21 protein-coding genes and 1 tRNA gene are annotated in these 24,774 nt (G+C 74.5%); 12 read left to right on the top strand and 10 right to left on the bottom strand.

Going from position 1 to position 24,774, the window contains the following annotated elements:
• Nucleotides 1-63 precede the first annotated feature (63 nt).
• Together AB0442_RS04555 and AB0442_RS04560 are read right to left on the bottom strand one after the other, a co-directional pair.
• A complete protein-coding gene (locus tag AB0442_RS04555) occupies nucleotides 64-1,392 on the bottom strand; it encodes an AarF/ABC1/UbiB kinase family protein (RefSeq protein ID WP_363549243.1) in 1,329 nt (442 codons plus the stop codon).
• A gap of 465 nt (nucleotides 1,393-1,857) precedes the next feature.
• Nucleotides 1,858-3,000 (bottom strand): ThiF family adenylyltransferase, encoded by a 1,143-nt coding sequence (locus tag AB0442_RS04560; RefSeq protein WP_366160558.1) that lies wholly within the window; start codon nucleotides 2,998-3,000, stop codon nucleotides 1,858-1,860.
• A gap of 291 nt (nucleotides 3,001-3,291) precedes the next feature.
• On the opposite strand from AB0442_RS04560, the gene AB0442_RS04565 reads away from it, so the two are divergent.
• The 4 genes from AB0442_RS04565 (at nucleotide 3,292) to AB0442_RS04580 (ending at nucleotide 7,120) form a co-directional block, all read left to right on the top strand.
• Nucleotides 3,292-4,098, top strand: coding sequence for a M48 family metallopeptidase (locus AB0442_RS04565; protein ID WP_366160560.1), 807 nt, complete (start codon nucleotides 3,292-3,294; stop codon nucleotides 4,096-4,098).
• Nucleotides 4,099-4,196: 98 nt separating this feature from the next.
• The gene (locus AB0442_RS04570) at nucleotides 4,197-5,675 is read left to right on the top strand and encodes a TerD family protein (protein ID WP_366160562.1); all 1,479 of its coding nucleotides are present in this window, start codon (nucleotides 4,197-4,199) and stop codon (nucleotides 5,673-5,675) included.
• Nucleotides 5,676-5,690: 15 nt separating this feature from the next.
• The gene (locus AB0442_RS04575) at nucleotides 5,691-6,383 is read left to right on the top strand and encodes an AIM24 family protein (RefSeq protein WP_344625570.1); all 693 of its coding nucleotides are present in this window, start codon (nucleotides 5,691-5,693) and stop codon (nucleotides 6,381-6,383) included.
• Nucleotides 6,384-6,406: 23 nt separating this feature from the next.
• Nucleotides 6,407-7,120 (top strand): AIM24 family protein, encoded by a 714-nt coding sequence (locus AB0442_RS04580; protein ID WP_366160564.1) that lies wholly within the window; start codon nucleotides 6,407-6,409, stop codon nucleotides 7,118-7,120.
• A gap of 77 nt (nucleotides 7,121-7,197) precedes the next feature.
• Here AB0442_RS04580 and AB0442_RS04585 read toward each other — a convergent pair whose 3' ends face one another.
• Nucleotides 7,198-7,767: an NUDIX hydrolase gene (locus AB0442_RS04585; RefSeq protein WP_363549251.1), complete on the bottom strand. Its 570-nt coding sequence runs from the start codon at nucleotides 7,765-7,767 to the stop codon at nucleotides 7,198-7,200.
• Nucleotides 7,764-9,254 carry a zinc-dependent metalloprotease gene (locus tag AB0442_RS04590; protein ID WP_366160566.1) on the bottom strand — a complete coding sequence of 497 codons (1,491 nt, stop codon included), beginning with the start codon at nucleotides 9,252-9,254 and terminating at the stop codon, nucleotides 7,764-7,766. Before AB0442_RS04590 ends, AB0442_RS04585 begins: the two co-directional genes overlap by 4 nt.
• Nucleotides 9,255-9,546: 292 nt before the next feature.
• On the opposite strand from AB0442_RS04590, the gene AB0442_RS04595 reads away from it, so the two are divergent.
• The 4 genes from AB0442_RS04595 (at nucleotide 9,547) to AB0442_RS04610 (ending at nucleotide 12,747) form a co-directional block, all read left to right on the top strand.
• Complete coding sequence (locus AB0442_RS04595) at nucleotides 9,547-10,596, top strand: NAD-dependent epimerase/dehydratase family protein (protein WP_344625592.1); 1,050 nt, start codon at nucleotides 9,547-9,549, stop codon at nucleotides 10,594-10,596.
• A gap of 102 nt (nucleotides 10,597-10,698) precedes the next feature.
• Nucleotides 10,699-11,148, top strand: coding sequence for a molybdenum cofactor biosynthesis protein MoaE (locus tag AB0442_RS04600; RefSeq protein WP_344625566.1), 450 nt, complete (start codon nucleotides 10,699-10,701; stop codon nucleotides 11,146-11,148).
• A gap of 238 nt (nucleotides 11,149-11,386) precedes the next feature.
• Entirely contained in the window at nucleotides 11,387-11,569 is a 183-nt protein-coding gene (locus AB0442_RS04605; protein ID WP_030274884.1) for a hypothetical protein, read from the top strand.
• Nucleotides 11,570-11,619: 50 nt separating this feature from the next.
• Nucleotides 11,620-12,747 (top strand): PDZ domain-containing protein, encoded by a 1,128-nt coding sequence (locus AB0442_RS04610; protein WP_366160569.1) that lies wholly within the window; start codon nucleotides 11,620-11,622, stop codon nucleotides 12,745-12,747.
• Between the two features lie 51 nt (nucleotides 12,748-12,798).
• Here AB0442_RS04610 and AB0442_RS04615 read toward each other — a convergent pair whose 3' ends face one another.
• Nucleotides 12,799-13,359, bottom strand: a complete 561-nt coding sequence (locus tag AB0442_RS04615) for a PPA1309 family protein (RefSeq protein WP_363549259.1) — start codon at nucleotides 13,357-13,359, stop codon at nucleotides 12,799-12,801.
• Nucleotides 13,360-13,536: 177 nt separating this feature from the next.
• Here AB0442_RS04615 and AB0442_RS04620 point away from each other — a divergent pair, with 177 nt between their 5' ends.
• The 3 genes from AB0442_RS04620 (at nucleotide 13,537) to AB0442_RS04630 (ending at nucleotide 18,895) form a co-directional block, all read left to right on the top strand.
• A complete protein-coding gene (locus AB0442_RS04620; RefSeq protein WP_366160719.1) occupies nucleotides 13,537-16,458 on the top strand; it encodes a UPF0182 family protein in 2,922 nt (973 codons plus the stop codon).
• Between the two features lie 57 nt (nucleotides 16,459-16,515).
• Nucleotides 16,516-16,589, top strand: a tRNA-Met gene (locus tag AB0442_RS04625).
• Nucleotides 16,590-16,969: 380 nt separating this feature from the next.
• Nucleotides 16,970-18,895, top strand: a complete 1,926-nt coding sequence (locus tag AB0442_RS04630) for a tetratricopeptide repeat protein (protein ID WP_363549261.1) — start codon at nucleotides 16,970-16,972, stop codon at nucleotides 18,893-18,895.
• Nucleotides 18,896-18,911: 16 nt separating this feature from the next.
• Here the strand turns inward: AB0442_RS04630 and AB0442_RS04635 are convergent, their stop codons facing one another.
• The gene (locus AB0442_RS04635; RefSeq protein WP_366160571.1) at nucleotides 18,912-19,328 is read right to left on the bottom strand and encodes a Fur family transcriptional regulator; all 417 of its coding nucleotides are present in this window, start codon (nucleotides 19,326-19,328) and stop codon (nucleotides 18,912-18,914) included.
• Nucleotides 19,329-19,433: 105 nt separating this feature from the next.
• Between AB0442_RS04635 and AB0442_RS04640 the strand changes: the two genes are divergently transcribed.
• Nucleotides 19,434-20,912: a catalase gene (locus AB0442_RS04640; RefSeq protein ID WP_366160573.1), complete on the top strand. Its 1,479-nt coding sequence runs from the start codon at nucleotides 19,434-19,436 to the stop codon at nucleotides 20,910-20,912.
• Between the two features lie 80 nt (nucleotides 20,913-20,992).
• On the opposite strand, the gene AB0442_RS04645 is transcribed toward AB0442_RS04640, so the two are convergent.
• The 4 genes from AB0442_RS04645 to AB0442_RS04660 form a co-directional block, all read right to left on the bottom strand.
• Nucleotides 20,993-21,334 carry a DUF742 domain-containing protein gene (locus AB0442_RS04645; RefSeq protein WP_359981210.1) on the bottom strand — a complete coding sequence of 114 codons (342 nt, stop codon included), beginning with the start codon at nucleotides 21,332-21,334 and terminating at the stop codon, nucleotides 20,993-20,995.
• On the bottom strand, nucleotides 21,331-23,220 hold the full coding sequence (locus AB0442_RS04650) for a nitrate- and nitrite sensing domain-containing protein (protein ID WP_366160575.1): 1,890 nt from the start codon (nucleotides 23,218-23,220) through the stop codon (nucleotides 21,331-21,333). Before AB0442_RS04650 ends, AB0442_RS04645 begins: the two co-directional genes overlap by 4 nt.
• A gap of 300 nt (nucleotides 23,221-23,520) precedes the next feature.
• A complete protein-coding gene (hisN, locus tag AB0442_RS04655) occupies nucleotides 23,521-24,318 on the bottom strand; it encodes a histidinol-phosphatase (RefSeq protein ID WP_363542472.1) in 798 nt (265 codons plus the stop codon).
• A 71-nt stretch (nucleotides 24,319-24,389) separates the two neighbouring features.
• Nucleotides 24,390-24,713, bottom strand: a complete 324-nt coding sequence (locus AB0442_RS04660) for a multidrug efflux SMR transporter (protein WP_263103730.1) — start codon at nucleotides 24,711-24,713, stop codon at nucleotides 24,390-24,392.
• Nucleotides 24,714-24,774 lie beyond the last annotated feature (61 nt).

Consider the following 24,774-nt stretch of genomic DNA (forward strand, 5'->3'; position numbering starts at 1 on the left):
GAAGGGGGCGGCCGTCGCCGTTCGCGGGTGCGGACGCGGCGCGTGGGCGCGTCCTGCGGTGCGTCAGTCGGTGAAGCCCGGCAGCCAGGCGGTCAGTTCCTCGTGCATCCGCACGGTCGCGCCCAGCTGGCAGAGCACGCCGATCGTGCTCAGCGTCACCCGGTGGATCAGCAGGTACGACGGCGGCAGGTTGAGCTGCTTGCCGAGGTTGTAGGCGGGAGAGCGGGGATCGGCGATCCGGGCCGCCTGCGCGCGCATCCAGTCCCGGGTGAAGGTGAACTCCTCGACCCGGGTCGGCTCGATGATCGGCAGCAGGTAGTCCAGCACCGCGTCCGGGTCCAGCGTGATGGTGGGCCGGACGAAGCCCTCCTGGCGGAGCAGGTCGTAGACGGCGCCGGCCTCCCCGGCCAGGGCGAGCCGCAGCGAGGTGCCGATCGGCTCCGGCAGCCCGCCCGGCAGCCGGTCCACCGTGCCGAAGTCGAGGACGCCGAGCCGCCGCTCCTCCACCGGGCCGCCGTCGCCCAGCAGCCTGAAGTTGCCCGGGTGCGGGTCGGCGTGCAGCAGGCCGGTGCGGCTCGGCCCGGCGAACAGGAAGCGGGCCAGCAGCTGGCCGGCCCGGTCCCGCTCCTCCGGCGAGCCCGAGGCGATCACCCGGGCCAGCGGCGTGCCGTCCATCCACTCGGTGACCAGCACCTGCCCGGACCGGTCGACCACCTGCGGCACGGCGATGTCCGGGTCGTCGGCGAACTCGACCGCGTGGGCCCGCTGGGCCTCGGCCTCCAGGCCGTAGTCCAGCTCCTCCGCGACCCGCGCCCGCATCTCGGCGATCAGCGGCTTCATGTCCATCCCGGGGATCAGCGGGCCCAGCACCCGGGCGAGCCGGGCCAGCTGGCCGAGGTCGCTGAGCAGGGCGTCCCCGGCGCCCGGGTACTGCACCTTGACGGCGACCGACCGGCCGTCGTGCCAGACCGCACGGTGCACCTGGCCGATGGACGCCGCGGCGGCCGGCCGGTCGTCGAAGCTGCGGAACCTGTCCCGCCAGTCCGCGCCGATCTGCTCCGCCATCACCCGGTGCACGGTGGCCGCCGGCATCGCCGGGGCCGAGTCCTGGAGCTTCGTCAGCGCGGCCCGGTAGGGGCCAGCCACGTCCTCCGGCAGCGCCGACTCGAAGACGGACAGTGCCTGGCCGAACTTCATGGCGCCGCCCTTGAGCTGACCGAGCGTCGAGAACAGCTGCTCGGCGGTGCGCTGCTGGAGTTCGGCGGTGACCTCCTCGGCCGGTCGGCCGCCCAGCCGCTTGCCCAGCCCGAGCGTGGCACGGGTGGCGAAGCCGAGCGGCAGCGCCGCCAGCCGCGCCGTCCGCGTCACGGCCTTGCGCGGAAGATCGCTCACTCCGGGGCCTCCCAGTCGGATCGCGCCCGCCGGGGCGGCCCGGTGCGGAGCACCGGACACGGCCTGCCGCCGGGCAGTGGTCACCACGCCATTGTGCCCGCTCGGCACCCCGGATCCGGCGAATCATCCGGACTGGCATTCGGGCGCGCAACCGGAGGGGGAGGCGCGCCCGGCACGATTCACCCCCATGGCCCACCGGAGGGCCGTCGGGGGCGGGCCGGCCGCACGGGTTCACCCGCCCGGGGGAGGCCCCGGCGGACTGCCCGGGCGACCGGCCGCCCGAACGAGGGACCGGCCCGCCGGGGGAGTCGTCCGGACGGAGAGCCCCGTCCGGACGGGGAGCCGGCCGATCGGGGAGCCGTCCGAGGTGTGCGTGGGATCCGGTCGCGGGTGCAGGCCCGGACGAATGCCGCCCCTGGGAGGTGCCGGTCGCGGTCGGAGCCGTCCGGACGGCCGCGGGAGCGGTCATGTCCCGCCCCGGCCCGCCCCCGAGCACGCGCCCGCACCCGGGACGGCCAGCGGTGGCCGTCCGCCCGGCCACTGGCACCCGCAGGAGGGGTGGGCGGGCAGCCTCAGCCGCCGCACCATGCCGTCCGCCGCGGAGAGCTCGCACCAGCCGTCCACGCTCGGCGGCAGCACCCCGTCCAGGAAGAGCTGCGCGTGCAGCGCGGCCAGCCCGGCGACCGCGGTGGCCAGCGCGCTGTCGCAGGCGGGGCGGCGGACCGGGCCCGCGCCGGTGCCCTCCAGCTGGGCCAACAGCCCGGGCCAGCCCTCGTCCTCGTCGGCCCGGGTGAGCGCGGCGCAGCCGCCGCACGCGGACGACCCGGGCACCACCAGCGGCCCGACCACGCCCAGGTGTTCCAGCACGCCCACGTAGAGGTGCGGCACGCCCGCCCGGGCCAGCTCGTGCGCCTCCACGGCACGGCCCGTCCAGGCACCGGCGCCGTCGCGGGGCGCCAGGACGACCAGGGCGGGCGGCCCGGCCGCGACCGGGGCGGGGCGGTGCCGCTCGGCCGGGGCCGCCGCGGCGGCCCGCAGCACGGCCTCCCGGGCCGCGGTGCTGCGCAGCCGTCCGACGTCGGTGGGCGGGATCCCGGCGGGGGAGCAGTCCCCCGGTTCGACCCGGCCGCCGTCGGCCACCGTCACGGCGCCGATGCCGCCCGCCGCCAGGACGGCGGCCAGCGCCGCCCCGACCCGTCCGGCACCGCGGACCTCCACCCGGGCCCGCCGGCGGGCGGCGAGCACCTCGGCGGCCTCGCCCGGCTCGGGGTGGACGAGGGAGAGGCCCGCCGCATCCGGCCCCAGGACCTCCCGCTGCGGCTGCGGGAAGCCCTCCAGCGCCCTCGCGAGGGCCTCGGCGTCGTCCAGCAGCTCGCCGTCGGCCAGCGAGTCGAGCAGGGCCCGTGCCAGGCCGGGGTCGAGGCCGAGCCGCTCGCCGGCCGCGAGCAGCTCCGGGGTGTCGCGGGTGCCGTCCACGAGGTCGAGGAAGGCCGCGACGGCGGCGTCGGCCTGCTCGACCAGCCGGGCGTACCGGCGGACGGTGCCGAACTGGAGGGTCAGCTCGTCCCGCCTGAGGCGGGCGAGTCCGGGCTTGAGCATCGGGCGCATGGGCGTCACTCCGGTGCGGGCGTGCGGGCGGACGGTGGAGGCGAACGGATGCGGCGGGGTGCGGGCGCGGGAGGGGCGCCGGGGCCAGGTGGGTGACCCCGCCGACAGCAGGATGCCCGAGGCGGCACAGGCCCGTGAAACATGTTGTCCACAGGCCCGGTCGGCTTGTACGACCATCTGTGCGTACACCCTGTGGACAACTTCCGTTCGCCCGGTGTGCGCCGACCCTGCACCCGGCCGGCGGCCCCGACGGCACCGATCTGTCCGACCCTGCGGGTAACGTCGGGTGTCATGGCGGCCGAACCGGACACCCGATCCCCCTCGCCGCGCCGGCGTACCCGGGCCGCCTCCGGGTCCGGCGCCGCGGCCGCGGGTGCGCACGGGCGCACCCGGCAGGCGGAGCCCCCCGAGCAGCAGGGGACGGCCCCCGGACCGTCCGCCGAGCCGGCCGCCGAGCCGTCCACGGCGCTCTCCGGGGCTCCGCCGGCGGTCGACCGGTCGACGGTCGAGGTCCGCCGCAGCACCCGCCGCAGCCGCACCGTCTCCGCGTACCGCGAGGGCGACCGCACGGTCGTGCTGATCCCGGCCCGGATGTCCAAGGCCGAGGAGCAGCGCTGGGTCTCGCAGATGGTCGAGCGGCTCGCCCGCCAGGAGAGCCGCCGCACCCTCGGCGACGACGCGCTGGAGGCCCGCGCCCGGGACCTCTCGGCGGAGTACCTGGGCGGCCGGGCGGTGCCGCGCCGGGTCCGCTGGGTCACCAACCAGAACTCCCGCTGGGGCTCCTGCACCCCGGCCGAGGGCTCGATCCGGCTCTCCCACCGGCTGCAGGGCATGCCCGGCTACGTGGTCGACTACGTGCTGCTGCACGAGCTGGCGCACCTGCTGGTGGCGGACCACGGCCCGCGGTTCTGGGCGCTGCTGGAGGCCTACCCGCGCACCGAGCGGGCCCGCGGCTACCTGGAGGGGGTGGCCGCCGCCGGCCGGCTGCCGCACCTGCCGGGCGCCCGCGGGGGCACCGCCGGGGACGCCGCCGCCGGAGGGCCGACGGCGGAGGAGCGGACCGCGGACGGAACCGCGGACCCCGACGGCTGCGACTGACGACGAGAAACCGCTGTGGTCGGGGCTGCTGCCGGGGCGGGCCGCTGGGATAGGGTCTCCGGGATCAGCAGCCGTACGGGAGGGGGCCGGTCCGCGCCATGTCCAGGGAACTCGTCAAGGCGTCCCGTGTCCGGATCAGCGAGCTGACCGCGAGCACCGAGCTCTACCTCGGGGTGCACATCGCGGGGCCGGGGCTGACCTTCGACATCAGCTGCTTCGGCCTGGACGCCGAGGAACGGCTCAGCGACGACCGCTACTTCGTCTTCTTCAACCAGCCGGCCAGCCCCGAGCAGTCGATCCGGCTGCTGGGCGCTCAGGGCGGCGACTCGGAGTCCTTCGCGGTGGCGCTGCCAGCCGTGCCGGAGGCCGTCCACAAGCTGGCGCTCACCGCCACCATCGACGGCGACGGGCAGATGTCGCAGGTGGCCTCCGGCTACGTGCGGATCGTGGCCGGCGGCACCGAGGTCGGCCGGTACAGCTTCACCGGCGCCGAGTTCTCCACCGAGCGGGCCGTGATGCTGGCCGACGTCTACCGCCGGGGCGGCGAGTGGCGGTTCGCCGCGGTCGGGCAGGGCTTCGACGGCGGACTGCGCGCCCTGCTGGAGAACTTCGGCGGCGAGGCCCTGGAGGACGAACCGGCCGAGGCCGCCCCCACGAGCACGGCGGCCCCGGCGGCCCCGGGAGCCCCGGCCGCCTCGGTGCCGCAGCAGGCCCCGCCCCCGCCGGCCGCCGTCCCCGCACCGCAGCAGTCCGCCGACGCGACGCTGCTCGCCGTGCCCGTCCCCGTTCCCGCGGCGCCCGCCGCCCCGCCGGCGGCGTACCCGGACGCGACCCTGCTCGCCGTGCCCGTGCCGCCCGCGGCGGTGCCGCCGGCGCCGGCGGCACCGCCGCAGCCCGCCGGGCTGCGGATCTCGCTGACCAAGTACGCGGAGCTGACCAAGTACAGCGACGCCGCGGCCGGCCAGGACTGGGTGAAGCAGAACGACAAGCTCGTCCGGGTCAGCCTGACCAAGGGCAGGGACGTGCTGGCCCTGCAGGGCAGCATGGTCGCCTACCAGGGCAAGGCCGACTTCGCGCACGAGGGCTCCGGCATGCTGCGCACCCTGGTCGGCAACCTGACGGGCCAGCAGCTGAAGCTGATGCGGATCACCGGCGAGGGGCAGGTCTTCCTCGCCGACGAGGCCTGCGACCTGCACGTGGTGCGCCTGGAGGGCGACTCCTTCTGCGTCGGCTCGGACCGGGTGCTGGCCTTCGAGGCCGGCCTGGAGCACGAGGTGCGCCGGATCGAGGGCGAGGGCCTGCCGAACGGCGGCTTCTTCACCCTGCAGTTCAGCGGCCACGGGACGGTGGTGGTGAAGACCAACGGCACCCCGGTGGTGCTGCCGGTCACCCCGACCCCGGAGACGTACGTCGACGTGCAGGCGCTGGTCGCCTGGTCCCGCGGCTCGCAGGTGATCACCACCGCGCCGGTGCGGATCCGCCGCTCCGCCTACGCCGGGCACGCGGCGGAGTCGTACAGCCTGCAGTTCCGCGGCGCCCCGGGGAACTTCGTCGTCGTCCAGCCGTTCGAGGTCTGAGGTCCAGGAGGAGTCATGCAGGCACAGTTCCTCTCCGGGGGCGGGCTCGACGCGTACCGGGCCGCCGACACCGGGGCGCGGATGAGCAACCACGGCACCGCGATGTGCCGGGTGGCGCTGACGTCCGCCGCCGACGTCTACGCCAAGGCCGGCGCGATGGTGGCCTACGACGGCTTCCTGCAGTACGAGCCGGTGCCGCAGTCGCTGCGCCGGGCGCTCGGCGAGTGGGCGTCCGGCGAACGCAGCCCGCTGCTGCGCTGGACGGGGGACGGCACGCTCTACCTCGCCGACCTCGGCGCCGACGTGCTCAACGTGCAGCTCGCCGAGGAGTCCCTGTCGGTGAACGGCGCGCACCTGCTCGCCATGGACGCCACCCTGGGCTGCGCCGTGGAGAAGGTCCGCGGCCCGGCCCTGCTGGCCGGTACCGGCCTCTACAACGTCACCGTGACGGGCAGCGGCTGGGTCTCCGTCACCTCCCGCGGGGTGCCCGTGGTGCTGGACTGCTCGGAGACGGAGACCTTCGTCGATCCGGACGCGCTGGTCGCCTGGACGACCGGCCTGGAGGTGCGCACCCGCCGGACGGTCAAGGTCGGATCGCTGATCGGCCGCGGCAGCGGCGAGGCGATGCAGCTCGGTTTCCGGGGCCACGGCTTCGTCGTGGTGCAGCCCAGCGAGGACACCGGCGACCGTCTCAAGATCCGCGGCTGAGAACCGAGTTCGAGGAGCCCTTCGTGCAGAGCCCCCTCCTGGCGCACACCGCCGGCACCGGCACCGACCGCTTCGCGCTGCAGAACCCGCAGCTGCTGCGGGTCACCCTGGACGGCCGGTCCGAGGTGCTCGCCCGCACCGGCGCGATGGTCGCCCACGTCGGCAAGGTGGACTTCACCGGCTGGACGCCGCCCTCCGGCAACCGCCGCGGCAACCGCAGCGGCGGCGGCAGCGCGGGCAACCGGCAGCGCGACGCCGGCGCGCTCGACCTGATGCGCTGCACCGGCACCGGCACCGTCTACCTCGCCAACCTGGCCCAGCACCTGCACGTCCTGCAGCTGAGCCAGGAGCGCCTGGTCGTCACCAACAGCTACGTGCTGGCGCTCGACACCACGCTGGACTGGCACACCGTCGCGATCGAGAACGGCGACCGGATCGCCGGCGTCGGCAGCCGGTGCCTGGAGGTCTCGGGCACCGGCGGCCTGGTGCTGATGACCTCCGGCCGACCGCTGGTGATGCCGGTCGAGCCCGGCCGCTACGTCTACGGCGACGCCGACGCGGTGGTCGGCTGGTCCTCCGGCCTGGAGGTGCAGTTGCAGGCGCAGAGCACCAACACCGAGGCCTGGCGCCGGCGCGGCACCGCGACGGAGGGCTGGGAGCTGGCCTTCACCGGCAGCGGCTTCGTGATCGTGCAGCCCAGCGAGCTGCTGCCGCCGCAGCGGGTGCCGCGCGGCTGACGCCGCGGCGGCAGGGACGAAGGCCCGCCCCCGGTGCGCCGTCGGGCGCGGGGGCGGGCCTTCGTGTGCGGAGCGGGTCAGACCAGGGCGCGGGCGATCCCGACCAGGGTGCGCACCGAGCCGTCGGTGAGCTCGGGCAGCCCGTCGAAGCCGAACCAGCGCAGGTCCAGCGACTCCTCGCTGATCAGCTCCTGCGCCCCGGGCGGGGCGACGGCCACGTACTGCACGTCGAGGTGGGTGTTCTCCGGGCGGTCCTTGCCGGCGCAGCGCACCTGGTGGCGGTCGAGCTTGACCGGCACCGGCCGGCCGTCGACGCCGGTGAGCAGGGACAGGCCGGCGATGCCGGACTCCTCGGTGGCCTCGCGCAACGCGGCGCCGGCGAGCGTGTCGTCGCCGGGCTCGCAGTGGCCGCCCATCTGCAGCCAGCGGCCGACCTTCGGGTGGAGCGTCAGCAGCACCCGGCCGGCGGCCGGGTCCACCACCACCGCGCTGGCGGTGATGTGGGCGGGCAGGCAGGCCCGCATCAGCCCGTCGGGGTGGCCGGCCAGGTGGTCGAGGTAGTCGAGCCGCAGCTGGTCCTGGCCGGGGTCGGCGGACTTCCAGTCCTGGAGGGTGCGGACGGCGTCCTGGTGCAGGGCGTCGCTCACTTGCCGTTGTCCTTGTCCTCGTCGGTGCCCTCGGCGCGCTCGGTGCCACCGGTGCCGGGCTTGTCCTCACCGCGGGCGGCGTCGCCGAGCAGCTTGTCGAGGGCGTCGAAGTCGATGCCGCCCTCCTCGGCGCGGTGCACGAAGCCGTCCGGGTCGTCCAGGTCTGCGGCGGTCGGCAGCATGTCCGGGTGCTCCCAGAGGGCGTCGCGGCCCTCGATGCCGCGGGCGTCGGCGAGCGAGGCCCACAGCCGGGAGGCGTCCCGCAGCCGGCGCGGGCGCAGCTCCAGCCCGACCAGGGTGGCGAAGGTCTGCTCGGCCGGGCCGCCGGTGGCGCGGCGCCGGCGCAGCGTCTCGCGGAGCGCCGCGGCCTGCGGCAGGTGCGGCTGGGCCGCGGCGTGCACGACCGCGTCCACCCAGCCCTCGACCAGGGCGAGCGCCGTCTCCAGCCGGGCCAGGGCGGCCTTCTGCTCGGGGGTGTCCTCGGGCTGCAGCAGACCGCCGGCCAGCGCCTCCTGGAGGGCCTCCGGGTTGGTCGGGTCGAGCTGGCCGACCAGCTCCTCCATCCGCGAGGTGTCGACCTTGATGCCGCGCGCGTACGCCTCGACCGCGCCGAACAGGTGCGCCCGCAGCCACGGCACGTGGGCGAAGAGGCGCTGGTGGGCGGCCTCGCGCAGGGCGAGGTAGAGCCGCACCTCGTCGGCGGGCACGCTCAGGCCCTCGCCGAACTCGGCGATGTTCTGCGGCAGCAGCGCGGCCTTGCCGGACGGGGCGAGCGGCAGGCCGACGTCGGTCGAGCCGACCACCTCGGCGGCGAGCGCGCCGAGCGCCTGCCCGATCTGGGTGCCGAACATGGCGCCGCCCATCGAGCGCATCACGCCCATCAGCGGGCCGGCCATGGCCTGCATCTCCGGCGGCAGCACGCCGCCCATGGCGTTGCCGACCCGCTCGGCGACCGGGTCGACCAGGTCCTTCCAGACCGGCAGGGTCGCCTCGATCCACTCGGCGCGGCTCCACGCCACGGCGGTGGTCGAGCCGGACGGGAACTCGGTGGCCGCGTCCAACCACAGCTCGGCGAGGCGGACGGCCTCGACGACCGCGGTGCGCTCGGCCGCACCGACCGAGCGGTCCTTGCTGCGGCCCTCGGCGGGCTCGGCGACGACCGTCTGCCGGGCGATGTTCTGCGCCAGCTCCCAGTTCACCGGGCCGCCGTCGAAGGACAGCATCTGGCCGAGCTGCTGGAACGCCGCGCCGAGGTCGTTGGGGTTGAGGTTGCCCATCATCGCGCCGAAGGGGTTGTCGCCGCCGGCGCCGCCCATGCCGAACAGCGCGCCGAGCGGGTTGCCCGCGCCGAAGCCGAAGGGCTGCTGCGGGGTCTCGTCCTGGCCGCCCCCGCCCTCGGCGGCGGCGTCGCCCTGGTCGTCCTGCTTGCCCTTGCCGTCCTCGGGCTCCTCGGGCGGGACGGAGAATCCGAAGGGGAGGTCGCTCACGGGGTCCTCAGATCTGCTCGGCCGTCACGCGGGTTGTGGCGGGGAATTCGTGTGCCCGCGGAGGCGGGACGTGTCCATGGTCTCGCGGCCCGATGGCGCCGGGTGCGCCCGCCGGGCCCTTGCCTCGGGCAGGATGGACGGTACGTGACACTCGTACGTACGCACATAAGCTAACCGTGGAGGATGGCCGGTGAGTTCCCCGCCTTCGGACGTTCGCTCTGGGCTGACCGGAGGTGAGGACGACAGCGCGGCCACCGCGGCTTCGCCGTCTCCAGCCTACGGCGGCAGGCCGCTGACCGTGGCCGTCACCGGGGCGGCCGGCGTGCTCGGCGAGCGGGTCGCGGCCCGGCTGGTCGACTCCCCGGGGGTCCGCCGGGTGCTCGCGATCGACGACCGCCGCGGCGAGGTACCCGGTGTGCAGTGGCGGATCCTGGACGTCCGCGACCCGGCGGTGGCGGAGCGGCTGGCCGGCGTCGACGTGGTCGTCCACCTGGCCATGGACCTGGGCATGGAGACCGACCCGCGGGCCCGGAGCGCGTACAACGTGAGGGGCGCGCAGACCGTGGTGACCGCCGCCGCGGCGGCCGGCGTCTCCCGGGTGGTGCTCTGCACCTCGGCGATGGTCTACGGCGCGCTGCCGGACAACGAGGTGCCGCTCGCCGAGGACTCCGAGCTGCGGGCCACCGAGGAGGCCACGCTGGTCGGCGACCTGCTGGAGATCGAACGGCTCGCCCGGCGCGCCCCGCGCGCCCACCCGGGCCTGCAGATCACCGTGCTCCGCCCGGCGGTGGTGGTCGGCCCGGGCATCGACACCGTGCTGACCCGGCACTTCGAGGCGCCGCGGCTGCTGGTGGTGGCCGGCTCGCGGCCGTGCTGGCAGTTCTGCCACGTCGACGACCTCGCCTCGGCGCTGGAGTACGCGGCGCTCGGCCTGGTCGAGGGCGAGGTCACCGTCGGCTCCGACGGCTGGCTGGAGCAGGAGGACGTCGAGGAGCTCTCCGGCATCCGCCGCATGGAGCTGCCGGCCTCGCTCGCCCTCGGCACCGCGGCCCGGCTGCACCGGCTCGGCCTGACCCCGGCGCCGGCCGGCGACCTCGCCTACACCATGTACCCGTGGGTGGTCTCCGGCAGCCGGCTGCACGAGGCGGGCTGGCGCCCGGAGCACAGCAACGAGGAGGTGCTCGCCGAGCTGCTCGCCCAGGTCTCCGGCAAGCACGCGGTGGCCGGCCGCCGGCTCGGCGGCAAGGAGGCGGCGACCAGCCTGGGCGCGGCCGGCGCCACCGTCGCGCTGGTCGGCACCGCCGCCCTGGTCCGCCGGGCCCGCAAGCGGCGGCGGTTCTGAGCCGTCGCCGTCCTGCCCGACCCTGCTCCGGCGTTCCGCTCTGCGGAATGCTCCAATCGTGATGCGGAAGCCCTTGCCGGGCGGCATCCCTCATGGGGAATCATGGTGACCATGTCCGAGAACCACGACCCGATCCGCCTGCTCGCCATCCGCGACACCCCGCTGTCGCTGGACGAGGTGTACGAGGCGGTCGGCGACGACGCGGCCGGCGGCACCACGGTCTTCGTGGGGACGGTCCGCGACCACGACGGCGGCAAGTCCGTCTCCGCGCTGGAGTACAGCGCCCACCCGACGGCCGAGCACGAGATGCGCCGGATCGCCGAGAAGATCGTCGCGGACTTCCCGGTGAAGGCGCTGGCCGCGGTGCACCGGGTCGGCCGGCTGGAGATCACCGACAAGGCCGTCATCGTCGCCGTCTCCTGCGCGCACCGCGGCGAGGCCTTCGAGGCGGCCCGCCGCCTGATCGACGACCTCAAGCACCAGGTGCCGATCTGGAAGCACCAGGTCTTCAGCGACGGCGAGGAGGAGTGGGTCGGCGCGGGCACCTGCTGACCCCGCCGTCCCCCGTTCGCCCCACCGCCCGCCGCGGCCGCCCGCGGGCACCCGCCCCGGTGCGCGGCGGCCCCGCGGCGCCCTCCCGGCCCGCTGTCCCGGCCCCGCGGCGGCCCCGTCACGGGTGTGCCACGACCCTGCCGCGGACGCCCCGCGGCCGTAACCCGGTGCCCCCTGCCGCCGTTGTCTGCGCGGACGGTTAATCTGCTGATAGACACGACGAGCTGGGAGTACGGACATGGCTGCGCTCGCCTGGTTGATCATCCCCGTCGCCGCCGCACTGGCCGCCATGGTCTGGGCGGGCTGGGCGGCCCGCACCCCCCGCGCCACCGGTGATCCGGCCTCGCTCGCCGAGCACGAGCGGTTCCGCGCCGCCATGGAGCGCTCCACCGTCGGTTCCGGCGACGGCCCCCGCCGCTGAGGCCCCGGGCCGGGCAGCGCCCCGCCGTCGCCTTCCCGTACTGTCGATCCATGCCACGCCGCTCCGCGACGATGCTCGCTGCCACCCTGATGCTCATAGGCCTGCTGTGCGCCTCCGTGCTGATGCGGGTGCCGTACACCGAGATGAGCCCGGGCCCGACCTACAACACGCTCGGTGAGCAGGAGAAGAAGTCGGGCGGCTCCGTCCCGGTGATCGCGATCAGCGGCCACGAGACGTACCCGACGAGCGGACACCTCAACATGACGACGGTGCAGGTCACCGGCGCCAAGTACGAGCCGAGCCTGGTCTCGGCGGTGATCGGCTGGCTGCGCAAGGACGTCCTCGTCGTGCCGCACGACAACGTCTACCCGAAGGGCCAGACCGACAAGGAGGCCCAGCAGGAGAACGCCGAGCAGTTCGCCTCCTCCGAGGACAGCGCCAAGACGGCGGCGCTCAAGCAGCTCGGCATCCCGGTCGGCACGCAGATCGTGGTCTCCTCGGTGGTGGCCGGCGGGCCCTCCGAGGGCAAGCTGCACGCGGGCGACCGGATCGTCGCGGTGGACGGCACCCCGGTGACCGCCAAGGAGCAGGTGGCCGCGCTGGTCACCAAGCACAAGCCGGGCGAGACGGTGGAGTTCACGGTCGTCCCGCACACCGCGGCCGCGGGCGCCGCGGCGGGGACGAACGGCTCGGCGGGGACGAACGGCTCGGCGACCGACAAGGCGGCCGAGAAGAAGGTCGCCGTCACCACCGGCAAGGCCTCCGACGGCCGGGCCGTCGTCGGCATCCTGCCGGGCAACGACCACACCTACCCGTTCACCATCGACATCGGCCTGCAGGACGTCGGCGGCCCCAGCGCCGGCCTGATGTTCTCGCTCGGCATCGTGGACAAGCTGACGCCCGGTGACCTGACCGGCGGCACGTTCGTCGCCGGCACCGGCACCATCAGCGACGAGGGCGAGGTCGGCCCGATCGGCGGCATCCAGATGAAGCTGATCGCGGCCCGGGACAAGGGCGCCGAGTACTTCATGACGCCGGCCGAGAACTGCTCCGAGGCGGTCAAGGGCACTCCGGACGGCCTGACCCTGGTCAAGGTGGACAGCCTCGGCGGCGCGCTGAAGGCGCTGGACCAGATCCGCTCCGGCAACACCTCGGCGCTGCCGTCCTGCCCGAAGTAGGAGCCGCGGGAACGGGCCGGGGCACCCCGCGGGCGCCCCGGCCGGCCCGGCTCAGGAGAAGGTGGCCAGCAGGGCCTCGGTGAGCCCCGGCACCAGGTCGGGGCCGGTCAGCACCTCGCGGGCGACGTCCTTCTCGCGCAGCCGCAGGGCGATCTCCCGCGAGCCGTCGCGCAGCACCGCGGCGGTGATCCGGACCTCCTGCCGCTGCGGGTGGTTCGCCACCCAGTCGGCGAGCTCCTTCTCGGTGGCGTTCTTCGGGCGGGACTGCTCGGCGCCGGGGGGCAGCATCAGCCGCTCGACCACCAGCGCGCAGCCGACCACCTGGTCCGGCCAGGCGATGGTGCCGAGGAACTTGTCCAGCTCGGCGCCGGCCGGCAGCTCGTCCTGCTCGACCGGGGTCAGCCCGGTGGCCTCGTCGGCGGCCAGGCCGAGCTGGCGGGCCAGCTTCGGGTCGGCCTTGCGCAGCGCGGCGGTGTCGACCAGCGCGAACAGCCGGGCGGGGAGGTCCCAGCCGAGGGTGGCCGCGTACTCGTCGATCTCCAGGGCGGCGCGGGTCAGCGGGGACGCGGCCGGCGGCAGGCCGTCGGCGGGCGTGAGGGGTGCATCGGACATGCCCCAATCCTCACACGTCCGCGGCGCCCCCAGGCCCCGCCGGACCCGGTAACGGTCGGGTCTCGGGAGGGCCGGCGGGCGGCCCGGCGGGAACTCAGGTGAAGACGGTCTAAGTTGCACAGGGGACCGATCCGACCACGTTCACGACACAGCAGAGGTGCCACCTTGGTTTTCCAGATGCCGGACCGCCCGGAGCCGGGCTTCCGCGCCAGAGTCGGCCCGCCCTCGCGGCGCACCAGGGTCCTGCTGCTGACGGCGGGCGTGCTCGCCGTGCTGTTCCTGCTGTTCGCGCTGGTGTCCGGCTTCTGGACGGACTGGCTGTGGTTCAAATCGGTCGACTACGCCACGGTCTTCACCACCCAGCTGCGGACGAAGGCCGGGCTGTTCGCCGTCTTCGGCCTGCTGATGGCCGTGGTGGTCGGCGCCAACGTCTGGCTGGCGCACCGGCTGCGGCCGCCGATGGCCGCGATGTCGGTCGAGCAGCAGAGCCTGGACCGCTACCGGGCGGGCGTGGCGCCGTACAAGAAGTGGCTGCTGGTCGCGATCGCGCTGCTGGTCGGCCTGGTCGCCGGCGCCGCGGCCTCCGGGCAGTGGCGCACCTGGCTGCTGTGGACCAACCGGACGCCGTTCGGGGTGAAGGACCCCCAGTTCCACCGGGACGTCGCCTTCTACGCCTTCGACCTGCCCTGGTACGAGTTCCTGCTGGGCTTCGCGTTCAGCGCGGTGATCGTCTCGCTGATGGCCTCCGTGCTGGTGCACTACCTGTACGGCGGCCTGCGCCTGCAAGGCCCGGGCCGCCGGGCCAGCCGCGGCGCGCAGGGCCACCTCGCGGTGCTGCTGGGCGTGTTCGTGCTGCTGAAGGCCGTCGCCTACTGGCTGGACCGGTACGGCCTGGCGGTCAAGTCCGGCGCGTACAAGGGCGTGGACGGCTGGACGGGCCTGCGCTACGTGGACGCCAACGCCTTCCTGCCGGCCAAGACCATCCTGTTCTTCGTCGCCGTCATCTGCGCGCTGCTCTTCTTCCTGACGCCGATCCGCCGCACCTGGGCGCCGGCGCTGATCGGCTTCGGGCTGATGGCGCTCTCCGCGGTGCTGATCGGCGGGGTGTACCCGGCGATCGTGCAGCAGTTCCAGGTCAAGCCGAACGAGCAGGCCAAGGAGACGCCGTACATCCAGAAGAACATCGACGCGACCCGCAAGGCCTACGGCATCGCGGACGCCGAGACCCGGCAGTACGACCCGAAGGACGCCGCCAGGGCGGGCGCCGCCGCGCCGGACGCGCAGACGATCGCGGACATCCGCCTGCTCGACCCGAACGTGGTCGCGCCGACGTTCCAGCAGAACGAGGCGCTGCGCAAGTACTACGCCTTCCCGCGGACGCTGGACGTCGACCGGTACGGCAACCAGGACACCGTGCTCGGTGTCCGCGAGCTGGACCTGAGCGGTGTCCAGCAGCGGAACTGGATCAACGACCACTTCAAGTACACCCACGGCTACGGCGTCGTCGCCGCCAAGGGCAACCAGGTCGACGGCAACGGCAACCCGGTCTACACCCAGTCCGGCCTGCCCACCGACGGCACCTTCGGCGACTACCGCCAGCGGGTGTACTACGGCGAGAAGAGCCGGACGTACTCCATCGTCGGCGGCAGCAACCAGGAGATCGACTACACCTCCGAGAGCGGCGCCGACCAGACCTTCACCTACGACGGCGGCAGCGGCGTCCCGCTGGACAACCCGCTGACCCGGGCCGCGTACGCGATGAAGTTCTCCGAGCCGCAGATCCTCTACTCGGGGGCGATCACCGACGGCGCCCGGGTGATCTACGACCGCACGCCCAAGGAGCGGGTGGAGAAGGTCGCGCCCTGGCTGTCGATCGACGCAGACCCGTACCCGGTGGTGCAGGACGGCAAGCTGGTCTGGGTGCTGGACGGCTACACCACCTCGGACGGCTACCCGTTCTCCTCCAAGACGGCCCTGGGCGAGTCGACCAAGGACTCGCTGACCGACCAGCGCGGCCGCACCCTGACCGCCGTCAACACGGTCAACTACATCCGCAACTCGGTGAAGGCCACGGTCGACGCGTACACCGGCGACGTGACGCTGTACCAGTGGGACGAGAACGACCCGGTGCTGAAGACCTGGATGAAGGCCTTCCCCGGCACGGTCAAGGCCCGTTCGGCGATCCCGGCCGCGCTGATGCCGCACCTGCGCTACCCGCAGGACCTCTTCAAGGTGCAGCGCGACCTGCTCGGCCAGTACCACATGACCGACGCCGACGCGTTCTTCAACGGCACGGACATCTGGCAGGTGCCGCTGGACCCCACCACCAACACCGGTGAGGTCCAGCCGCCGTACTACCTGACGCTGAAGATGCCCGGCGCCCCGTCGGCCAGCTTCTCGCTGTCCAGCAGCTTCGTGCCGGGCGGCCGCGACAACCTGGCGGCGTTCATGGCCGTCGGTGCGGACCCCGGTCCGGAGTACGGCAAGATCCGCGTGCTCAAGATCCCGGCCGGATCGGGCGCGCTCGGGCCCAAGCTGACCCAGGCGAAGTTCAACTCCGAGAAGGCGGTGGCCAACCAGCTCACCCTGCTGAAGACCGGCAGCGACTCCGACATCGAGTACGGCAACCTGCTGACCCTGCCGGTCGGCGGCGGCCTGCTCAACATCGAGCCGGTCTACCTGCTGGGCCGCGGCGCCAAGGCGCCGGTGCTGCAGAAGGTGCTGGCGGTCTACGGCGACAAGGTGGCACTGGAGGACAACCTGGCCAAGGCGCTCGCCGCCGTGCTGCCCGGCGCGTCCGGCAGCGCGACGACCACACCGACCGCCCCCGCCACACCGACCACGCCCGCTCCCACCACACCCGGCACGGGCACGAACCCGGACCTGCAGAAGGCGCTGCAGGACGCCCAGAAGGCCTTCACCGACGGTCAGACCGCGCTGAAGAACGGCGACTGGGCGGCGTACGGACAGGCACAGAAGGCGCTCCAGGAGGCGCTGGACCGGGCCGCCAAGGCGCAGCCGGGCAGCGGCCCGGCGAGCCCGGCGCCCTCCGCGTCGCCGTCGCCGTCGGCCTCGGCGTCGCCCTCCGCCACCCCCTGAGCTGCGAGAACCGATTTGTTGGTCCACCCTGCGTCCGTGCTATGGTTTCCTCACCGACGCGGGGTGGAGCAGCTCGGTAGCTCGCTGGGCTCATAACCCAGAGGTCGCAGGTTCAAATCCTGTCCCCGCTACTGAAGATCAGGGCCCGGAGGCCGCCAGATCAATCTGGCCCTCCGGGCCCTGTCGTTTTCCGATCAAGAGGGGGTCGGCTCCGGTAGTATCGATTCGGCCGCCCCGGCCCCGTCGTCGCTGCCGGGGTTTGTGCGGCCCGATGTCGGGAAATCGACAAAGCGCTGGAGCACTCCCGCAAGCTTCGGCCCGCTCCGCCCAGACGTGGTCCGGGGCAGGTGTACGCGGGTTCCGGGTGATGCGACGATGGACCACATGGGGGAAGCCGAACGGCTGTTGACTCCTTATCGGACCGACACCCTTTCGGACCGGCAGGGGGCGGCGGCCGCCGACACGGCGCCCCCGGCGGATGCCGCAGCACTCTGGGGGAGCGGGAGCCGGCATGAAGCTGATCGGTAGGAACGACACGGGGGCGAGGTCCGTACCGGCCGCCGCGGCGCAGACGCACGCCGAGGCCGACACCGACGCCTGGGCGCAGTCCGCCGAGGACACCCAGCAGGGCCTGCCGGCCCAGCGCAGCTACGGCCCCGAGAGCCTCGTCCGGATCTCCGCCCAGCAGCTCGTCGACGCCGTCGGCCGCTACCCGGCCGCCGCGGACGACGAGCCCGCCGCCGAACCGGAGGACGCCGCCAGCTTCGAGACCGCCCTCGCCGCCCGCGAACAGGCCGCCCTGGAGAGCCGGCACCGCTCCGCCGCGGACGCCGGAGACCCCGGCGCCGCCAGCCAGCTCGGCGCGATGCTGCTGCGCCGCGGCGACCTGGAGGACGCCGAGCCGTACCTCCGCGCCGCCGCCGCGGCCGGGCTGCGGGCCGCCGCCAACAACCTCGGCGTGCTGCTGCACCAGCGCGGCCACCGCGCCGAGGCCGCCCAGTGGTGGCGGCAGGCCGCCGTCGCCGGCTCCGCGCCCGCCGCGCACGCGCTCGGTCTCCAGCTCCGCGACCAGGGCGAGGAGGAGGCCGCCGAGTACTGGCTGCACTTCGCCGCCGAACACGGCCACCCGCTCGGGGCCTACGCCCTGGGCGACCTGATGGAGCACCGGCGCGACGTCCGCGCCGAGCGCTGGTTCAAGGTGTCCGCCGACGCCGGCCACCGCGAGGCCGCCTACCGGCTCGCCCGGATGCGCGAGGCGGCCGGCGACAAGGAGACCGCCGAGACCTGGTACCGCACCGCCGCCGCGCGCAGCCACGCCCGCGCGGCGCTGCGGCTCGGCGTGCTGCTGGAGGAGCGCCGCGAACTCGACGAGGCGGCCCGCTGGTACCGGCAGTCCGCGCAGAACGGCGAGCCCCGGGCGGCCTGCGCGCTCGGCTTCCTGCTGCGCGACGCGGGCGACCTCGCGGCCGCCGCCGAGTGGTGGCAGGAGGCCGCCGAGGCCGGCGACGGCAACGCCGCCAACGCCCTCGGCGCGCTGCACGCCGGCCGCGGCGAGGCCGCCGAGGCGGAGCGCTGGTACCGCGCCGCGCTGGACGCCGGCGACCACAACGGCGCCTTCAACCTCGGCCTGCTCTGCGCCGGAACGGGCCGCGGGACCCAGGCCGAGCAGTGGTACCGCAAGGCCGCGTACGCCGGCCACCGGGAGGCCTGCAACGCGCTGGCCGTGGTGCTGCTGCAGCGCGGCGACGAGTCCGGCGCCGAGCCGTGGTTCTCCAAGGCCGCCGAGGCCGGCAGCGTCGACGGCGCCTTCAACCTCGGCGTGCTGCACGCCGGCCGCGGCGAACTCCCGCAGGCCCACGAGTGGTACGCCCGGGCGGCCGCCGAGGGGCACGGCGAGGCCGCCCTGCAGCTCGCCGTCGTCCACGAGCAGCGCGGCAACGCCGCCGGTGCGCTGGAGCGCTACCGACAGGCCGCGGCCGGCGGCTCCGCCGAGGGCGCCTTCCGGCTGGCCGCGGTGCTGGAGCGCCGCGGCGACGCCGACGCGGAGGTCGAGCACTGGTACACGGTGGCGGCCGAGGCCGACCACCGCAGGGCGCAGGTGCGGATGGGCGTGCGCGCCGCCGAGCGCGGCGAACTGCAGACCGCCGAGCACTGGTACCGGCGGGCCGCCGAGGCCGGCAGCCGCAGTGCCGCGTTCAACCTCGGCCTGCTGCTGGCCCGTCACGACGGCGAGAGCGAGGCCGTGCTCTGGTACACTCGGGCCGCCGACGCGGGGCACGGGCGGGCGGCGCTGCGCCTCGCGCTGCTGGCGCTGCGGCGCGGCGAGCCGGTGCAGGCGGAGAACTGGTGCCGGCGGGCCGCGGAGTCCGGCCCGGCCGAGGTGGCGGAGCGGGCGGCGCGGCTGCTCGGTGCGCTGAGCGCGGAGCTGAGCGCGTAGGGCGCGCGGGGCGGGGTCAGCCGGGCGAACAGTCCGGACAGAGCCCGCGGTAGGTGATCTCGGCGCCGGTCAGGGTGAAGCCGAAGCGTTCCGCGGAGGGGAGGGCGGTCATCGGGTCACCCTCCGGGTGGACGTCGCGCACGGTGCCGCAACCGGAACAGACCAGGTGCTGGTGGGCCCGGTGCGCATTGGGGTCGTACCGCTTGGCGCGGCCGTCGGTGGAGACCTCCAGGATCTCGCCGAGCGAGACCAGTTCGCCGAGCGCGTTGTACACGGTGGCCCTGGAGATCTCCGGGAGTCTCGCCACGGCGCGGGCGTGCACCTCGTCCGCCGTGAGGTGGACGTGGTCGCCCTCGAGCACCTCCGCGACCGCGCGGCGCTGCGAGGTCAGTCGCCAGCCGCGTCCTCGGAGTCGTTCCAGCAGGTCGCTCATGGACCCAGAGTAAGTCATGTTCTCGAATTGGTTCTAGTGTTGACTTGGACTGAGTCCAAGTTAGGATCGGCTCCGATACGACCGGACGACCGAAGGACCCTCCCCATGACCACCCAGGACGAGCTGCGGCCCACCCTCACCACGGAGTCCGGTGCTCCGGTGGCCGACAACCAGAACACCGAGACGGCCGGGCCCGGCGGTCCGGCCCTCATCCAGGACCAGCTGCTGTTCGAGAAGCTCGCCCACTTCAACCGCGAGCGCATCCCGGAGCGCGTGGTGCACGCCCGCGGGGCCGGCGCCTACGGCACCTTCACCGTGACCGCCGACGTCACGCCCTGGACCCGGGCGGCGTTCCTCTCCGAGGTCGGCAAGCAGACCGAGACCTTCCTCCGGTTCTCCACGGTGGCCGGCAACCTCGGCGCGGCGGACGCGGTGCGCGACCCGCGCGGCTTCGCGCTGAAGTTCTACACCGAGCAGGGCAACTACGACCTGGTCGGCAACAACACCCCGGTGTTCTTCATCAAGGACGCCATCAAGTTCCCCGACTTCATCCACACCCAGAAGCGCGACCCGTACAGCGGCTCCCAGGAGGCGGACAACGTCTGGGACTTCTGGGGCCTGTCGCCCGAGTCCACCCACCAGGTGACCTGGCTGTTCGGCGACCGCGGCATCCCCGCCAGCTACCGCCACCTCGACGGCTTCGGCTCGCACACCTACCAGTGGCAGAACGAGGCCGGCGAGCACTTCTGGGTGAAGTACCACTTCAAGACCGACCAGGGCATCAAGAACCTCACCCAGGCCGAGGCCAACAAGCTCGCCGGCGAGGACCCCGACAGCCACCAGCGCGACCTGCGCGAGGCCATCGAGCGGGGCGAGTTCCCGACCTGGACGGTCAGCGTGCAGATCATGCCCGCGGCCGACGCCGCGACCTACCGCTTCAACCCGTTCGACCTGACCAAGGTCTGGCCGCACGCCGACTACCCGCTCGTCGAGTTCGGCACGCTGGAGCTCAACCGCAACCCCGACAACGTCTTCGCCGAGGTCGAGCAGTCGGTCTTCTCCCCGGCGCACTTCGTGCCCGGCATCGGCCCGTCCCCCGACAAGATGCTGCAGGGCCGCCTGTTCGCCTACGCGGACGCCCACCGCTACCGCGTCGGCATCAACGCCGACCACCTGCCGGTGAACCGCCCGCACGCCACCGAGGCCCGCACCAACGGCCGCGACGGCCACCTCTACGACGGCCGCCACGGCCGGCAGAAGAACTACGAGCCCAACAGCTTCGGCGGCCCCGTCCAGACCGGCCGCCCGCTCTGGTCCGCCGTCCCGGTCACCGGCACCACCGGCAACCACGAGGCCCCCTCGCACGCCGAGGACGACGACTTCGTGCAGGCCGGCAACCTCTACCGGCTGATGGACGACGGCGCGAAGCAGCGCCTGATCGAGAACCTCTCCGGCTCCATCGCCAAGGTCTCGGCCGACCGCGACGACATCGTCGAGCGGGCGATCGAGAACTTCCGCAAGGCCGACGCCGACTACGGCCGCCGCCTGGAGGACGCCGTCCGCGAGCTGCGCAAGCAGAAGTGACGGCCTGAGACCGCGGGCCCCGGGAGCGCAACGGCGCACCCGGGGCCCGCGACCACGTCCGGGCGGGCACCACCGCCGTCCTAGAGCCGCAGCAGGCCGTCCCGGATCCGCTCCAGCAGCGCCACGGACACGTCCTCCGCCGCCCGCTCGTGCACCCGCACGAACCGCTCCGCCGCCAGGTCGGCGACCAGCACCCGGGCCACCCCCAGCGGCACCGTCAGCAGCGCCGCCAGCTCGGCCACCGACCGCGGGTACTGGCACAGCTCCACGATCCGGTGCCGCTCGAACCCCAGCGGCGCCGCCAGCGCGGCCGGCTGCGCCGTCACCAGCGTCTCCACCCGCAGCTCGTCCCGGACCGGCCTGGTGCGGCCCGCGGTGATCACGAACGGGCGGACCACCTCGCCCGCGTCGAACCCGGTCATCCCGCCACCCCGACCGCCGGCACCGGCCGCACCCCGTCCGCCAGCAGCGCCGACGGCAGCGCCACCGTCGCCGTCACCCCGTGCACCGGCGCCGGGGAGAGCCGCACCACCGCACCCAGGCGCTCCGCCAGCCGCCCCACCACGTAGAGGCCGAGCTGTCCGCCGCCGTCCACCAGGAAGCTCTCCCGCCCCGCCAGCCGGGTGTTCGCCAGGTCCAGCGCCGACTCCTCCAGGCCCGGCCCGTGGTCCGTCACCACGACCAGGCAGCCGTCCACGCCGAGTCGCGCGAACACCTCCACGTCGGTGTCCGGCGGCGAGGCGGTCAGGGCGTTCTCGATCAGTTCGGCCAGCAGGTGCGCCACCTCCGCGACCGCGCCCCCGTCGACCAGCACCCCGTCCACCCGGCGCAGCACGACCCGGCGGTAGTCCTCCACCTCGCCCAGCGCCGAGCGGACCACGTCGCCCAGGGCCACCGGCTGCGGCCAGTGGCGCGGACTCGCCTCGCCGACCAGCACCAGCAGGCTCTCCGCGTTGCGCCGCATCCGGGTCGCCAGGTGGTCCAGCTCGAACAGGTTCGCCAGCGCCGCCGGGTCCTGCTCGCTCCGCTCCAGCGTCGACAGCAGGCCGAGCTGGCGCATCACCAGCGACTGGTTGCGCCGGCCCAGGCCGGCCAGCGACCGTGCGGTGTTGCGGCGCTGCACCGACTGCTCGACGGCCAGCCGGACGGCCGTTCCCGCCACCCGGTCCAGTGCCGCACCCAGCACCTCCAGCTCCGCGGTGCCCGCCGCCGCGGCCGCGCCCGGCGAGGCCGTCCCGCCACCCGCCCGCGCCCGCTCCACCGCCTCCGGCAGCACCCGGTCGGCCAGCTCCTCCGCCTCCGCGGCGAGCGCCGCCACCGGCCGGGTGATCGACCGGGTCGCCAGCAGGCCGAGCAGAACCGCGCCGACGGCCGCGGCGAGCGCCAGCCCGGCGTCCACCAGCAGGGCCCGCAGCGCCTGCGATCGGAGCTCCGCGGCCCGTGCCGACGCGTCGCCTGCCGCCTGGGACTGCACCACGTACAGGCCGTCGACCAGCTCCGTCGCCGCCTGCCACCAGGCGTCCGCGCGGACCGGCAGCCGGGCCGCCGCCCAGCCGTCCAGGGCCTGCTGCTCCATGCCGGCCGCGGCCACCGCGGCGGGGCCGCGGAGCGCGGCGTCCAGCGCGGCGGTCCGTTCGGGCAGGGCGGTGCGCGGCACGTCGGCGAGCGCCGCACCCCGGTCGGCGGTGATCCGCACGAACGCCGGGTAGTCGCCGCCCCGGAACGAGCCGGCCGCGAGCACGCCGCTCAGCGTGCCGCGTTCCAGTGCCGCCGCCTCGGTGGCCCGGCTCAACGCCTCCAGCGTGGCGAGCGCGTCCGCCAGCCGCCGGTCGCCGGTGGTGTCCCGGTCGGCGAAGGCCGCCGCGTTCAGCGCGGTGACCGCACCCGTGTAGAACCTCAGCGCCTCCGCCCGGTCGGCGGCGCCGGTGTCGGCCCGGCCGCGCAGCCCGGCCAGCGTGCTCAGCCCGGTGAGCGCCGCACGCACCCGCTCCGCGCCGGGCGGGTCGGCGGCCAGGGACCGGTCGAGCGCCCGCCGGGCCGTGTCGGTGGCCTCCCGCTGCGGGCCGACCCTGGCCCGGAACGACTCCTCGCCGCCGAGCAGGCCCGCGGTCAGGCCGCGCTCGCGCTGGAGCTGGTGGACGAACTCCTCGGTGGCGACCACCAGGGCCACCCGGTCGCCGGTCCGGCCGGCGTCGGCGAACCGCCCGGCCTGTGCGGCCGTGCCGGTCCCGCCGAGGAGCACCAGGGCGCCGGTCGGAAGGGCGAGGAGCAGGGCGAGCCGGTGGCGGATGCTGCTGAGCGTACGCACGTGGGGAGTCCCCCTCGGCAGTGGCCCGGCGGGGTGGGGCGCACGGGGAACGGAGGCGCGGTACCGGGTACCGGCCGCTGGCCCGACGAGCCTAGGGGCCTTCTGTTGCAAGGGAGTTGCCGCGACCTCAGCGCCGCCCGGAACGCGCTGCGGGTGGCCGGCAACCTCGCCGACCACCCGCCGAAACACGCCCGCCCGCCGAAACACGCCCGCCCTCCGGAACACGCCCGCCCTCCGGAACACGCCCGCCGCCGGACGGGCCGGCCGCTCACACGCTCAGCAGTTCACGTGCTCAGCAGTTCACACGCTCAGCCGGCGCAGCGCCTCCGCGTGCAGCAGACCGTTGGTGGCCACCGCGTCGGCGCCGTTCGGGCCGTCCACCCCGTCCAGGCCGGTGAACCGGCCGCCCGCCTCCTGCACCACGATGCACGGCGCGGCCATGTCCCACAGGCTCAGCTCCGGCTCCGCCGCGATGTCCGCCGACCCCTCGGCGACCATCATGTACGACCAGAAGTCGCCGTACGCCCGGGTGCGCCAGCAGGCCCGGGTGAGGTCCAGGAACGGGTCGAGGCGGCCGCGCTCCTCCCAGCCGGACAGCGAGGAGTACGAGAAGGAGGCGTCCTCGACCCGGGACACCTCGGAGACGTGGATCCGGGTCGCCTTGGCGAGGCTGCGCCCGGCGTACGCGCCGAGGTCGCGCGCCGCCCACCAGCGGCGGTTCAGCGCGGGCGCCGAGACGATGCCCACCACCGGCTGGAGTTCCCCGTCGATGCCCTCCTCCAGCAGGGCCACCAGGGTCGCCCACACCGGCACGCCGCGGACGTAGTTCTTGGTGCCGTCGATCGGGTCGACCACCCAGCGGCGCGGGCCCGATCCCTGCAGCCCGTACTCCTCGCCCATCACGGCGTCGCGCGGACGGGCCCGCTGCAGCACGCTGCGGACCAGCTCCTCCGCCGCCTTGTCGGCGTCGCTGACCGGGGTGAGGTCCGGCTTGGTCTCGACCTTGAGGTCCAGCGCCTTGAAGCGCTCCAGGGTGACCGAGTCGGCCGAGTCGGCGAGGACGTGGGCGAGTCGGAGGTCGTCGTGGTAATCGGCCATGCCCGAACCCTAGCGACCCGGGGCCCTCCGGGTCAGCGCGGCTCGCACGGCGGACCGAACCGGCGTGCGGATCAGTGTCCGGAGCCGCTCAGCTGGAGCCCCACCACGCCGGCGATCACCAGGGTGATCGACACCAGTTTCAGCACGCTGCTGGACTCCTCCAGGAAGACCATCCCGTACACCGCGGTGCCGGCCGCGCCGATCCCCGTCCAGACCGCGTACGCCGAACCGACCGGCAGCGACTTGAGGGAGAGCGTCAGCAGGCCGAAGCTGCCCAGCGCGAACGCGCAGAAGCTGATGGTGGGCCAGAGCCGGGTGAAGCCGTGGCTCAGTTTGAGGTTGATCGCGAAGCCGGTCTCCAGCAGACCGGCGAGGATCACCATGGCCCATGCCATCGGGCTGACTCCCTTGCCCCTCGGAGCATCCATGCGAGCGTGTCCCACGCTCCTAGGATCA

The sequence above is a fragment of the Kitasatospora sp. NPDC085895 genome (assembly GCF_040702125.1).
GTDB classification, from domain to species: Bacteria; Actinomycetota; Actinomycetes; order Streptomycetales; family Streptomycetaceae; genus Kitasatospora; species Kitasatospora arboriphila.